Consider the following 11,998-nt stretch of genomic DNA (forward strand, 5'->3'; position numbering starts at 1 on the left):
GGTTCGGAGGTTATCGGGTGATGCTCTTGAAGCCGCGCAGTCTGAGGCTGTTGCCGACCACGAAGACACTGGACAGCGCCATGGCTGCGCCGGCGAGCATCGGGTTGAGCAGTCCGAGAGCTGCCACGGGGATCGCGGCGACGTTGTAGGCGAAGGCCCAGAACAGGTTGGTCTTGATAGTGCTGAGGGTCTTCCGCGACAAGCGGATGGCGTCGACGGCACTGCGCAGGTCGCCACGGACGAGGGTGATGTCGGATGCTTCGATCGCGACATCGGTTCCCGTACCCATCGCTAGGCCGAGGTCGGCCTGGGCGAGCGCGGGTGCGTCGTTCACGCCGTCGCCGATCATCGCTACGACCCGCCCTTCGGACTGCAGTCGGGTGATCACCTCGACCTTGTCCTGCGGCAGCACCTCGGCGATCACCTCTTCGATGCCCACCTCGAGCGCGATCTGACGAGCCACGGCCTCGTTGTCGCCGGTGAGGAGCACCGGGGTGAGCCCGATGGCCTTCAGCTGCGCGATGGCTTCAGCACTCGTGGGCTTCACCGTATCGGCGACCACGAGGATGCCGCGGGCCTGGCCGTCCCAGCCGACGGCGACGACGGTCTTGCCCTCGCTCTCGGCTCTCGCCTTCGCGGAGGCGACCTCACGGCTGAGTTTCTGCGACCATTCGGCGAGAAGCGATTCGCGGCCGACGATGACCGCCCGGCCGTCGACGACCCCCTGCACGCCCTTGCCCTCTATGTTCGCGAAACCCTCGACGGCGGCGAGGATCCCGGCCTCCTGGGTGGCGCCTTTCGCGATCGCCTGGGCGATCGGATGCTCGGAGGCGTCTTCGAGCGCGCCCGCGAGACGAAGCAGCTCGGCGCGGTCGTTTCCCGGTTCGAGTACGACGTCCACGAGCGTCATCTTGCCGCTGGTGACCGTACCCGTCTTGTCCAGAACGACGGTGTCGACCTTGCGAGTGGATTCGAGCACCTCCGGCCCCTTGATGAGAACGCCCATCTGAGCGCCACGGCCAGTGCCGACGAGCAGGGCGGTCGGGGTGGCGAGACCCAGGGCGCACGGGCAGGCGATGACGAGCACGGCGACTGCAGCGGTGAACGCCGCCGCCACGGGGAAGCCCGCGCCGAGCCATCCGCCCAGAGCGACGACCGCGATGACGATCACGATCGGTACGAAGACGCCCGAGATCCGGTCCGCGAGTCGCTGGACTTCGGCCTTCCCGGTCTGCGCATCCTCGACGAGCTGCGCCATCTGGGCGAGCTGGGTGTCGGAACCTATCCGGGTCGCCCTGATCACGAGGCGGCCGCCGGCGTTCACCGTGGCCCCCGTGACCGCGTCGCCCTCACCGACTTCGACCGGCACGGACTCGCCGGTCAGCATGGAGGCGTCTACCGCAGAGGTGCCTGAGGTGACGATGCCGTCGGTGGCGATCTTCTCGCCAGGACGGACGATGAACTCATCGCCGACATGCAGGTCTTCGACCGGGATCTTCGTCTCGACGCCGTCCCGGAGTACGGCGACTTCCTTCGCCCCGAGTTCGAGCAGTGCGCGCAGCGCGGCACCGGCCTGTCGTTTGGACCGCTTCTCGAAGTAACGGCCCGCGAGAATGAACATCGTGACCCCGGCACCGACTTCGAGGTAGATGTTCGCGGCGCCGTCGGACGGTGCGAGGGTGAACTCGAAGGGATGCACCATGCCGGGGGTGCCGGCGGTGCCGAAGAAGAGCGCGTACAGCGACCACAGGAACGCCGCACTTGTACCCATCGAGATGAGAGTGTCCATCGTGGCAGCACCGTGTTTGAGGTTCGTCCACGCGGCTCTGTGGAACGGGAGCGCGCCCCAGACGATGACGGGTGCTGCGAGCGCCAGGGAAGCCCACTGCCAGTAGGTGAACTGGAACGCGGGCACCATGGCCATGGCGATGACGGGAATCGTCAACAGCACGGTGACGATGAGACGGGTACGCAGCGAGTCGAGCTCCGGGTCGCTGTGCTCTCCGTCCTGCTCCACCACGCCCTTGACGTTCTTGGGTGCGGGCAGGGCGGCGGTGTATCCGGTCTTCTCGACCTCGGCGATCAGCGCGGCCGCGTCGTAGCCGTCGGGGACGGTGACCTTTGCCTTCTCGGTGGCGTAGTTCACGGTGGCCGTGATGCCGTCGAGCTTGTTCAGCTTCTTCTCGATCCGCATCGCGCAGGAGGCGCAGGTCATGCCGCCGATCTCCAGTTCGATGCCTGTCGTCCCGCTCGCGGGTGCTGATGTGCTCATGTGATTTCCTTCGTGAGTTCGAGTGGTCTGACCGTCAGGTCAGTGCCCGTCCGAATGCGTCTGGTCGTCGGACTCGTCGGAGTCCTCGGCGTGGCCGCCGTGCGAGGCATCCAGGACGAACTCCGCGGTGTGGACCTCGCCGTCGACCTGGAAGTCCAGGTACAGGAGATAGCGGCCGGCCGTAGGAGCCTCCGCGCCGAACCCGATCTCGGGTCCTGCGGTCTCTCCGGCCCGAGGCTCGTCGCCTTCCGCATGAACGTGGAGATAGGCCAGATCACCCTCGCGGAGTGCGACGAGGTGTCCGAAGGCACCGAGATACGGCTCGAGAGAGGTGACCGGTTCGCCATCGCGGGATACGGTGACGGTCAGCTCGCTGGCTGAGCCGGTGAGCAGATCGCCGTCCAGTTCCACAGTGAAGCCGTCGACCTCATCGACGCGGCTCGCCTCGGTGGGTACCGAGGTGAAGGCGCCGTCGACGTGGATGGTCTGCGTGAGAGTGACGCCGGTGGCGCCTTCGTGCGCGGGAGTGAAATCGGCGAAGACACGGTAGCTGCCCGCCTCCTGCCACGTCCACGGGATCGTCCAGGTGCCGTCAGCATCCATCGTGGGGTGCACATGCCGGAACTCGGAGCCATCGCTGCGGACGACGATGAGGTGCAGCTTCTTGTCATGCGCCTCTGCGAACTCGGTGACGATCGATCCCTCGGTGTCCTCCACCCGGAAGCTGAGGCTTCCTTCTTCCCCGACGATGCGGGGGCCGTCCACAGCCGAGAGGACCATCCCGCCGTCGGACAGTGAGAGCCCTTTGAGCGACGTCCCGGTGGGTTGCGTCGTAGAGCCGCTGTGACCTTCATCGTGCGATTGCATCGGGCTTCCTTCCGTCCAGCCTGCGACCAGGCTTTGGGGGACGAGCGCTCCGGAGAGTCCGAAGGCGGCGCCGAACGCCACCACCAGACCTCCTGCGTACAGTCCCAATCGTGTTCCGGCGTTCATCAGATGCGCTCGGCCGAGTAGCCGGCCTCCTCGACAGCGGCGAGGATCTTGTCATCGTCGAGGTCGCCGGCCGAGCTCACGACGAGCTTGCCGGTCTGTGCGCTGACCTGAATGTCCTGTACACCCGTGACCTGACTGACTTCTTCACGGACCGACATCTCGCAGTGCCCGCAGGTCATGCCCGTCACCTGGTACTCGCTGGTGTTCATGTTCATGGTGTCCTCCTCAAGATTTGAATACCCCTACGGGGTACATGTAGTCCAACGTACCCGGGTGGGCACTATTCCCACAACCGGTGACGAGATTCGCGCGCGAACCGCATCCGTCGAAAGAAGCGCCCCGCCTGGTCACGTCGCGGCCGGGTGGGGCGCTTCGTCATTTCAACGTCCGGTCGTCCTCACGCGGATGGGATCGACGACGAATCGTCTCCCCCGGGTTCCCCCTCGAGTTGTGCCCGATTTCTGCGTCGGGACAGAGCGACGGCGTCCGAGGGGATCACGAGCGTCGGACGGGTGGCGTGGTGCAGCACGTCGGCGGAGGTGCTGCCCAGCAGTGTGGCTGCCAGCCCACGGCGACCCCGCGATCCGAGAACGATCAGATCGATCTCGAGTTCGTCCGCCGCGCCCACGATCACCTCTGAGGCCGTGGCCATCGTGGAGGAGACACGCGGATCGGCGCGCAGACCGAGACTCCGGGCGAGGTCGGCACCCTGTGCGGCGATCAGCTCCGACGCATCGAACGTCGCGGCGTCGAGCTCTCTGAGCTCCTCGAGCGCAGGATGCCCTTCCAGGTGCGCGGCGAGACCCTCCATGGATTGTCGCGCGTACAGGAGCGTGGCGTCTGCACCGGGGAAGAGAGCAGCTGCTGCTGCCACTGCCGCCTTCGCGTTGGGCGAGCCGTCGTAGGCGATGAGCAACTTCAGACGAGACATCTTGTGTTCCTTTCATTTGGCTGATCGATCATCGAGACCTGCATCACGCCACCGTCGCGTTCTCGGCCGAGAGCGTTGAGACGCGAGGCTTCGCCATCCAGATGGCGGTGACGATCGCTCCGACGAGTGCGAGGATCGCTGCGCCGATGAACGCGGCGGAGTAACCATGGGTGAGTTGGGCGGCGGATGGTTCGGTGCCGGAAATGCCGTAGACGATCGCAGTCAGGACCGCGAGTCCGAGAGCTGAACCGATCTGGTAGCTCGTGCTCACCAGACCGGATGCGACCCCGGTCTCCGCGGCGGGTGCCGCATTGATCGCCGTACCCAGCGAAGGGACGAAGGCGAGCGACATTCCGAGCGCCGCAAGCAACGAGGCCGGAAGAACGTCGACCGCGTAGACGCCGTCCGCGCGGACGAACGACAGCCAGAAGAGTCCGCCTGCGAGCAGCAGCAGACCGCCGACGATCATCGACTTCGCACCGAACCGCTCCTGGAGCCGCGGAGCCAAGGCGATCATCACGAGAACCACGAGACCCGTCATCGGAAGGAGCGCGGCCCCGGCTGCGAACGCACTCGCTCCGAGCACCTGCTGGAGGTACAGGTTGAGGAAGAACCACATCGACACCCACGCAGCGCCCAACAGCAACTGGGCGCTGTTCGCCGCTGCGAGGAGCGGTGCACGCAACAGGCCGAGCCTCAGAAGCGGGTTCCTGCCCTTCCCCTGAATGACGAAGAAGATGATCAGAAGCACGATCCCTGCCGCCAGCAGACCAAGCGTCGACCAGGTGAGCCAGCCGACCTCTGGAGCATTGACCACCGCGTACACCACGGTCGCCAGCCCGAGCGTCACCGTGAGCGCGCCCCAGACGTCGATCGAGCCGGCCGCCTTTCTCGGGGTGCGCGGCAGCGAGGTGGCGGTGAAAGCGAGAACCAGCGCGGCGATCGGGACGGTGATGTAGAACACCCACGGCCAGCTGACGTACTCGGTCAGGACTCCGCCGAGGAACACGCCTGCCGTTCCGCCGATCGGGGCCGCGGCGCCATAGACGGCGAAGGCCTTCGGAAGGTCTGATGTGCCGCCGAAGAGCATCATGAGCAGAGTGAGCGCCGCGGGCGCGATCATCGCGGAACCCGCGCCTTGCACGGCACGGCCGGTTATCTCCATCCCGATGTTCGTCGCGGCGCCGGCGAGCACGGACCCGGCGATCAGAACGAGCCAACCCAGGACGAAGATCTTCCGTGCGCCGAAGATGTCGGAGAGCCGTCCGCCGAGAAGCAGCAGTCCACCGAAGGCCACCACGTAGGCGTTGAACACCCAGGACAGGGACTCGGGTGAGAACCCGAGATCCCTCTGAATGTCCGGGAGGGCGACCCCGATGATCGAGGTGTCCATGATGACCACGAACTGGGCCGTCGCGATCAGCACCAGGCCGAGCCAGCGCTTCGCGGACGATATGGGCGGGTGAGACATGTGATTCCTCCTGAGTAGCGGGCTCGGGTGCCGAGCGAATCACAGACTATACCCATAGGGGGTACTGGTATCAATTGATCATGGATCGTTCTGCCTTTTGTTTCGTGTGACAGATTGGAATCGATGAACTCGCCCGCTCCTCGCATCCCCGCGCCGCCCGGCCGCACGCTCCTCGTCGGCTTCGGCAAGCTCGGGCGCGGTCTCGCGCCACGGCTTCTCGCCGACGGCGGCGACGTCATCGTGCTCCGCCGCAGCGACGATGACCTGCCTGCAGGGGTCGTCGGCATCCGTGCCGATCTGGCCGCTCCCCTCGAAGAACGCCTGCCGGCCGTCGACGCGCTGGTCGTGACCCTGCCGCCGCCCGGAGGTGTCTCCGGGTATCGCACTGCATTGACGCACCTCGCCGATGCTCTGCCGGCGGTTCCCGCGCGCACGCTGTTCGTCTCATCGACCGGTGTCTTCGATGGCCCGACATCCGCGCATCCGATCACCGAGCAGGACGAACCCGCCCCGACCAGCGAGCGCGCACGAGGACTGTACGACGGAGAACGCGCAGCGATCGAGCTGCTCTCAGCCGTGGTCGTGCGCCCCGCCGGAATCTACGGCCCCGGTCGCGGATTCCTCCTGCGCCAGGTGCGCGAGAACGCCGTCGTGAACCATCGTCGGCTCACGAACCGCATCCACGAGCACGACCTGGTTCGGACGCTGGATCTGCTGCTGCGGATGCCGGAGCCGCCCGCGCTCGTCCACGCGGTGGACACGGCACCCGCACCGCTGGGCGAGGTCGTCGAGTACATCGCCCGCACACTCGGCGTCGACGCACCGCGCGATGATCCGACGGCAGGACCGACCGGGCAGGTGCACGATGGGTCCCTGCTTCAGTCGCTGCTGGGACACCTGGAGTACCCGACATACGTCGAAGGGTATGCAGAGATGATCGCGCAGGCTGCTCACCATGTGTCGCCGCCTGAGTAGCTGAGCGATCGGCTCTCGAGTCCCTGCCAATTCAACGTGGCTAGTCTTTGCTGTATGACAGACGAAGTTCGCAACGTGTACGACGCCCTCTCCACGATTGCTGAGCATTGGCAGCCACACCGGCTGACGAGCGTCAATGACTACGACGTCAAGGTGGTCAAGTTGCAAGGCGAGTTCGTCTGGCATACCCATCCTGATACCGACGAGCTTTTCATGGTCGTAAGCGGGCAACTGACGATTCAACTCCGCGACCGCGATGTCGTCTTGAATCCGAACGATGTGTTCGTGGTGCCGCGCGGTGTCGAGCACTGCCCGAAAGCCACAGACGAGGTCCACGCGATCCTGTTCGAGCCGAAGGGCACAGTCAACACCGGGGATGCCGGGGGCGACATGACTGCGGGCCTGCGCGAGCTCGCCTGACCAATCCTGGAGAGCGTGCAGCGGGCGTCAGATCACGCCGCCGGTGCAGCCGGGCCGTCCACACCAAGATGACGCTGGAGCGCGGCCGAGATGTCGTCGAGGTGGGCGAGCTGTTGCGGCGTGAGAGCTTCCACGAAGAGCTCGCGCACCGCACGCAGATGCGGAACAGATCCGGCACGGAAGGCTTCTCGACCGTAATCCGTCGCGATGACATCCACGCCATGCACATCGTCGATGCAAGGAACCCGTCGGATCAGGTGGCGCTTCTCCATCCGTCCCAGGTGATGCGAGAGGCGGCTGCGCTCCCATCCGACCAGCGCCGCCAGTTCCGCCGACCGCAGCGTGTGCTGCGGCGCCTCCGTCAGGGCGAGCAGCACCTGATAGTCCCCGGTGGACAGCGACGACTCACTCAGCAGGCGACTGCCCAGACGCGTTCGCAGCGCCTGAGCCGTCTCGATGTAATCGCGCCAGACGCGCAGCTGTTCTTGCGTGGGCATCGTCCGGTGATTGCTGGCCATCTGATCTCCCTGGAATAGACATGTCAATACCCATGTTGCAGCATTGACACGTCAATCCGGAACGCCCGGTGACGGAGAGGGTGCAGACCATGGCCATTCGAATCGGTGAGATCGAGTTCGGACTGAACTCCTTCGGCGATGTCGCCAGCGATGGCGGGCGTGTGCTGTCGGATGCTGAGTCGCTGCGGCTGCTCGTCGACGAGGCGCAGCTCGCGGAGGCCGTAGGGCTCGATGTGTTCAGCGTCGGCGAGCACTACCGGGAAGGGATGGTCGACTCGGCGACTCCCGTGATCCTCGCTGCCGCCGCGCAGGCCACATCGACCATCCGTCTCGGCACATCGGTGACCGTCCTGTCGACGCAGGACCCGGTGCGGCTCTATCAGCAGTTCGCCACCGTCGACGCACTCTCCGGCGGGCGGGCGCATCTCGTACTCGGGCGGGCCTCGGCGATCGAATCGTTCGCGCTGTTCGGCTACGACATCGCCGAGTACGAGCAGATCTTCGACGAGAAGCTCGAGCTCTTCCTGCGTCTGATGCGTGAGGACCGAGTGACCTGGACCGGGCAGTACCGCGCGCCGCTCGAGAACGTGCGACTGCATCCCCGGATGCCGGAGGGCGGGATCCCGGCCTGGATCGGCATCGGCGGGAGTCCCGATTCGGTCATACGCGCGGCCCGGAACGGTCTGCCGCTGATGATGGCGATCATCGGCGGACGCCCCGACCGGTTCGCCGGGCACGCCGAGCTCTACCTCCGTGCACTCTCCCGGTTCGGACGGTCGGAGCTCCCGATCGGTCAGCACTCCCTCGGCTTCATCGCCGACACCGATGAGGAGGCGAAGAACGTGCACTGGAAGCACTGGCAGCCCGTGGTCACCACGATGAGCAAGGAGCGCGGCTTCTACGCCCCCACCCTCGAGCGTTACAACACAGAGGTCAGTACAGGGGCGCTGTACGTCGGCTCCCCAGAGACGGTGTCGCAGAAGATCGCGCACATCGTCCGCACCAACCATCTGTCCCGCTTCGATCTGAAGTACGACGTGCTGCACCTGCCGCGGGACGCGCGTGAGCACAGCATCCGCCTCTTCGGCGAGCGCGTCGCGCCTCGGGTGCGCGAGCTGCTCGAGGAGGATCCGGGCGAGTGGCACCTCACCGGACGCGCGCCTGCCGAGATCGTCAAGGGCGGCAAAGCCGCCCATGCCTGAGACCCCAGACCTGACACCCACGAGAAGAAAGAGATCATGAACGACTTCACCGACCTCGAGTTCGGCATCGACACGTTCGGGGACCTGCCCCGCGATGACCAGGGCGCCGTCGTCTCATACGGTGCGGCGATCCGCGCCACCGTGGCGGAAGCGGTACTCGCCGATGACGTCGGCATCGACGCGGTCGCCATCGGAGAGCATCACCGCCCCGAGTTCGCGATCTCCTCCCCTGAGACCGTTCTGGCGGGGATCGCGACGGCGACGGAGCGCATCCGACTCGGTTCCGGGGTCACTGTGCTGTCGTCTGACGACCCGGTGCGGGTGTTCCAGCGCTTCGCCACACTCGACGCCCTCTCGAACGGGCGTGCCGAGGTCATCTTGGGCCGAGGATCCTTCACCGAATCGTTCCCGCTGTTCGGCTACGACCTCTCCGACTACGACCTGCTGTTCGACGAGAAGATCGATCTCTTCCACGCGCTGCTCGACGAGAAGCCCGTCACCTGGGAAGGGACGACGCGTGCTGCACTGCACGAGGCGGACGTCTTCCCGAAGACCGATTCGGGGCGGCTGCGCACATGGGTGGGTGTCGGTGGCTCACCGCAGTCCGTGATCCGCACCGCGCACTACGGGTTCCGGCTCATGCTCGCCATCATCGGGGGCGCGCCCGCCCGCTTCGCACCGTATGTCGACCTCTATCGTCGGGCGACCGAGCAGTTGGGCACCACTGCTCACCCGGTGGGAATGCACTCCCCCGGTTTCATCGCCGAGACGGACGCGGAGGCGAAGGAGACCTTCTACCCCGGGTACAAGGTCGTCCGAGACAGGATCGGTGCGCTGCGCGGCTGGCCGCCTCTGACTCGGTCCGACTTCGAGGCTGACGTCGCGCAGGGATCGTTGTACATCGGCTCGCCGGAGACCGTCGCCCGGAAGATGGCCGGTGCCATCCGCACGCTGGATGCCGGACGATTCGACCTCATCTACTCAGCGGGTGGCGCCATGTCTGCGAGCGCGCGTCTTCGTGCCGTCGAGCTGTACGGCACGAAGGTGATCCCGATGGTGCGCGAACTACTGGCCGAGACGCCTGCGGAGTCCGTCATGACCGGAACGGGTTCCGGTCATGAGTGATCGGAACGACAAGGTCGACGACGTGACCGTGGGCATCCTCGGAGCCGGCAAGGTGGGCACGGTTCTGGCCCGCCTTGCCATGGCCGCCGGTTATCGCGTGCTCATCGCCGGCTCCGGAGACCCGGAGCGGATCGCCCTCACGATCGATGTGCTCGCGCCCGGTGCGAAGGCTGTGCGTTCAGAAGAGGCTGCCCGGGAGTCGGACATCGTCGTTCTGGCGTTGCCCCTCGGCAAGTACCGGAATCTTCCGGTCGCGTCGCTCGAAGGCAAGCTTGTCGTGGATGCCATGAACTACTGGTGGGAGACCGACGGCATCCGCGACGACCTGAACGACCCGCGCACCTCGACGAGCGAGATCGTGCAGGAGTTCCTGCCGGGTTCGCGCGTCGTGAAGGCGCTGAACCACATGGGCTATCACGACCTCGAGGAGGAAGCCCGGCCGGCAGGTGCGGACGGGCGCAAGGCGATTGCGATCGCGGGCGATCTGAAAGGTGACCTCGCGCAGGTGGGCGAGTTCATCGACGCGCTGGGATTCGACCCTCTTATCGCCGGGCCTCTCGCCGCGGGCGCGCTCTTGGAGCCCGGCATGCCCACGTTCGGAGCCGATCTTCCGATCGAAGAGCTTCGCGGACTCATCGAGTCCGCCGCCGAGGAATCCTCGTTCGCGCAGCGTCGCCATCACCGGGACGAGTCGGTGAGCCAGGGCTGAGCCGCAAGCGCCTTCACGGTGTTCTCAGCCCTTCACTGCGTCAACCTTCGTGCGGGTGAGACCCATGGAGATGTAAGCGGAGAACCCCGCACGCTTCGCGAACCTGATGCGCCTCCGCTGAATCTCGGTGAACCCGAGTTTGGCGTACAGCCTGAGAGCGGCGACATTCGTGTCCTTGATGTCACGCAGCACGAACTCGTCGGAGGGCAGCTCCAACAGCCGCAGCATGAGCGCTGTGGCCACGCCCCTGCCCTGATGCTGCGGCGCCGTCGTGACGAACGCGATCTCCGTGAGCCCTTCGCGAGCATCTTCGTACGCCCCCATGAACTGACTTCGGATGATGCGGAAGCTGATCGCACCGTGCACAGCGCCGAGCACGCGCTGAAGCTCTCGCCGATCCGGCTCGAAGCACTCCTGCCCTCCCTCAGTGACGACGGCGACCGCGGCAGGCTCCCCATCGACCAACGCGACGTGGAAGCGCGCCAGGATGAGCATGGGGGCGAAGGCATCGGCGAGCACGCGCGCGTCTTTGGAGAAGAAGGCGAAATCCTCGGCGAACCCCTGCACGAGAACCCCCGCGACCCTGTGCCGATACTCCTCGCCGAGTTCGTCTGCGCGTGCAATATCGATCTTCATCGGGTTCCTCCTGTGAGAATTCGGATAATCAGGTCGACATCAGGCTCTGCAGATGCCTCCCGCAGAGCAACATGCATCGTCGTCATACCGGCAAGCATGGCGAAGTAGTGAGCGGTGATTCGGGCAGGTTCTCCCGCTGTGATCTGACCCTCCGCCTGGCCACGTTCAACGAGCGAGGCGAAGGCCCGCCAGAGCGTCCGTTGCGCTGCGGCCAGCCGCGACGCGGTCCCCTCAGGCGTGTCGGTCGTGAAGCCCTGGTTGATCACCATGTAGAACTCCGCGGCGCCGTTGTTCGCCACGAGGTCTGCCACGTACGTCTCAGTGAAGGAACGGATCATGGCTATCGGATCCCCGTCGGTCGAGAGCTGGGCAGCGACAGCGCCGAGTCCACGCGAGGCCTGTTCGATCAGTTCGTCGAACAGCTCTTCCTTGCCGGCGTAGTGCCGATAGATCGAACCGGTGCTGATCCCCGCCTCGACGGCGATCTGTCGAATGTTCGCGGCAGCGAAACCGCGGTGGGCGAACACGCGGACGGCGGCTGTCTCGACAGCAGAGCGCGTGGCTGAGCGCAACGCCTTGTTCTGTTCCGTTGTTCGCGGCACGACGATCCTTCCAGTGAACCTATGTTCATTTTATTCGCTCGAGGGCCAATACGCAACACAACCCTGTGCTCGGTGCCGTCTCGGCGAACGCAACCGGCCGTCACCTTTCCGTGATCATTCATCTCGAGGACACGGTCACGTCAC

Annotated in this window: 13 protein-coding genes; 5 read left to right on the plus strand and 8 right to left on the minus strand. The window is 65.7% G+C overall.

Going from position 1 to position 11,998, the window contains the following annotated elements; all coding sequences use genetic code 11:
• Positions 1 to 10 precede the first annotated feature (10 nt).
• The 5 genes from QFZ46_RS08220 to QFZ46_RS08240 all read right to left on the minus strand — a co-directional run bounded on the left by QFZ46_RS08220 (position 11) and on the right by QFZ46_RS08240 (position 5,667).
• Positions 11 to 2,272, minus strand: a complete 2,262-nt coding sequence (locus QFZ46_RS08220; RefSeq protein WP_307360256.1) for a heavy metal translocating P-type ATPase — start codon at positions 2,270 to 2,272, stop codon at positions 11 to 13.
• Between the two features lie 39 nt (positions 2,273 to 2,311).
• A complete protein-coding gene (locus QFZ46_RS08225; RefSeq protein ID WP_307360258.1) occupies positions 2,312 to 3,139 on the minus strand; it encodes a hypothetical protein in 828 nt (275 codons plus the stop codon).
• Between the two features lie 125 nt (positions 3,140 to 3,264).
• Entirely contained in the window at positions 3,265 to 3,474 is a 210-nt protein-coding gene (locus QFZ46_RS08230) for a heavy-metal-associated domain-containing protein (RefSeq protein ID WP_307364539.1), read from the minus strand.
• A 188-nt stretch (positions 3,475 to 3,662) separates the two neighbouring features.
• Positions 3,663 to 4,196, minus strand: a complete 534-nt coding sequence (locus QFZ46_RS08235; protein WP_307360260.1) for a universal stress protein — start codon at positions 4,194 to 4,196, stop codon at positions 3,663 to 3,665.
• Between the two features lie 43 nt (positions 4,197 to 4,239).
• Positions 4,240 to 5,667 (minus strand): MFS transporter, encoded by a 1,428-nt coding sequence (locus QFZ46_RS08240; protein ID WP_307360261.1) that lies wholly within the window; start codon positions 5,665 to 5,667, stop codon positions 4,240 to 4,242.
• 123 nt (positions 5,668 to 5,790) lie between these two features.
• On the opposite strand from QFZ46_RS08240, the gene QFZ46_RS08245 reads away from it, so the two are divergent.
• Both QFZ46_RS08245 and QFZ46_RS08250 read left to right on the plus strand, forming a co-directional pair.
• Positions 5,791 to 6,642 carry a sugar nucleotide-binding protein gene (locus tag QFZ46_RS08245; RefSeq protein ID WP_307360263.1) on the plus strand — a complete coding sequence of 284 codons (852 nt, stop codon included), beginning with the start codon at positions 5,791 to 5,793 and terminating at the stop codon, positions 6,640 to 6,642.
• Positions 6,643 to 6,696: 54 nt separating this feature from the next.
• Positions 6,697 to 7,062 (plus strand): cupin domain-containing protein, encoded by a 366-nt coding sequence (locus QFZ46_RS08250; RefSeq protein ID WP_307360267.1) that lies wholly within the window; start codon positions 6,697 to 6,699, stop codon positions 7,060 to 7,062.
• A gap of 32 nt (positions 7,063 to 7,094) precedes the next feature.
• Here QFZ46_RS08250 and QFZ46_RS08255 read toward each other — a convergent pair whose 3' ends face one another.
• Complete coding sequence (locus QFZ46_RS08255; protein ID WP_307360269.1) at positions 7,095 to 7,580, minus strand: MarR family winged helix-turn-helix transcriptional regulator; 486 nt, start codon at positions 7,578 to 7,580, stop codon at positions 7,095 to 7,097.
• Between the two features lie 89 nt (positions 7,581 to 7,669).
• Here QFZ46_RS08255 and QFZ46_RS08260 point away from each other — a divergent pair, with 89 nt between their 5' ends.
• From QFZ46_RS08260 to QFZ46_RS08270, 3 genes are read left to right on the plus strand one after another with little or no spacing between them, the layout of a single operon-like run.
• The gene (locus QFZ46_RS08260; protein ID WP_307360270.1) at positions 7,670 to 8,782 is read left to right on the plus strand and encodes an LLM class flavin-dependent oxidoreductase; all 1,113 of its coding nucleotides are present in this window, start codon (positions 7,670 to 7,672) and stop codon (positions 8,780 to 8,782) included.
• A gap of 36 nt (positions 8,783 to 8,818) precedes the next feature.
• Positions 8,819 to 9,907 (plus strand): LLM class flavin-dependent oxidoreductase, encoded by a 1,089-nt coding sequence (locus QFZ46_RS08265; protein WP_307360272.1) that lies wholly within the window; start codon positions 8,819 to 8,821, stop codon positions 9,905 to 9,907.
• Entirely contained in the window at positions 9,900 to 10,616 is a 717-nt protein-coding gene (locus QFZ46_RS08270; protein ID WP_307360274.1) for an NADPH-dependent F420 reductase, read from the plus strand. Before QFZ46_RS08265 ends, QFZ46_RS08270 begins: the two co-directional genes overlap by 8 nt.
• A gap of 24 nt (positions 10,617 to 10,640) precedes the next feature.
• Here QFZ46_RS08270 and QFZ46_RS08275 read toward each other — a convergent pair whose 3' ends face one another.
• Positions 10,641 to 11,252: a GNAT family N-acetyltransferase gene (locus QFZ46_RS08275; protein WP_307360276.1), complete on the minus strand. Its 612-nt coding sequence runs from the start codon at positions 11,250 to 11,252 to the stop codon at positions 10,641 to 10,643.
• Entirely contained in the window at positions 11,249 to 11,854 is a 606-nt protein-coding gene (locus QFZ46_RS08280) for a TetR/AcrR family transcriptional regulator (RefSeq protein WP_307360279.1), read from the minus strand. Before QFZ46_RS08280 ends, QFZ46_RS08275 begins: the two co-directional genes overlap by 4 nt.
• Between the last annotated feature and the right edge of the window lie 144 nt (positions 11,855 to 11,998).

Origin of the sequence: Microbacterium murale, assembly GCF_030815955.1 — a bacterium.
GTDB lineage: Bacteria > Actinomycetota > Actinomycetes > Actinomycetales > Microbacteriaceae > Microbacterium > Microbacterium murale_A.

Coding starts and splice junctions, on each gene's coding strand:
- QFZ46_RS08225 (WP_307360258.1), bottom strand. CDS start 3,139: ATGCAATCGCACGATGAAGGTCACAGCGGCTCTACGACGCAACCCACC.
- QFZ46_RS08265 (WP_307360272.1), top strand. CDS start 8,819: ATGAACGACTTCACCGACCTCGAGTTCGGCATCGACACGTTCGGGGAC.
- QFZ46_RS08255 (WP_307360269.1), bottom strand. CDS start 7,580: ATGGCCAGCAATCACCGGACGATGCCCACGCAAGAACAGCTGCGCGTC.
- QFZ46_RS08230 (WP_307364539.1), bottom strand. CDS start 3,474: ATGAACACCAGCGAGTACCAGGTGACGGGCATGACCTGCGGGCACTGC.
- QFZ46_RS08220 (WP_307360256.1), bottom strand. CDS start 2,272: ATGAGCACATCAGCACCCGCGAGCGGGACGACAGGCATCGAACTGGAG.
- QFZ46_RS08260 (WP_307360270.1), top strand. CDS start 7,670: ATGGCCATTCGAATCGGTGAGATCGAGTTCGGACTGAACTCCTTCGGC.
- QFZ46_RS08235 (WP_307360260.1), bottom strand. CDS start 4,196: ATGTCTCGTCTGAAGTTGCTCATCGCCTACGACGGCTCGCCCAACGCG.
- QFZ46_RS08270 (WP_307360274.1), top strand. CDS start 9,900: ATGAGTGATCGGAACGACAAGGTCGACGACGTGACCGTGGGCATCCTC.
- QFZ46_RS08245 (WP_307360263.1), top strand. CDS start 5,791: ATGAACTCGCCCGCTCCTCGCATCCCCGCGCCGCCCGGCCGCACGCTC.
- QFZ46_RS08275 (WP_307360276.1), bottom strand. CDS start 11,252: ATGAAGATCGATATTGCACGCGCAGACGAACTCGGCGAGGAGTATCGG.
- QFZ46_RS08250 (WP_307360267.1), top strand. CDS start 6,697: ATGACAGACGAAGTTCGCAACGTGTACGACGCCCTCTCCACGATTGCT.
- QFZ46_RS08240 (WP_307360261.1), bottom strand. CDS start 5,667: ATGTCTCACCCGCCCATATCGTCCGCGAAGCGCTGGCTCGGCCTGGTG.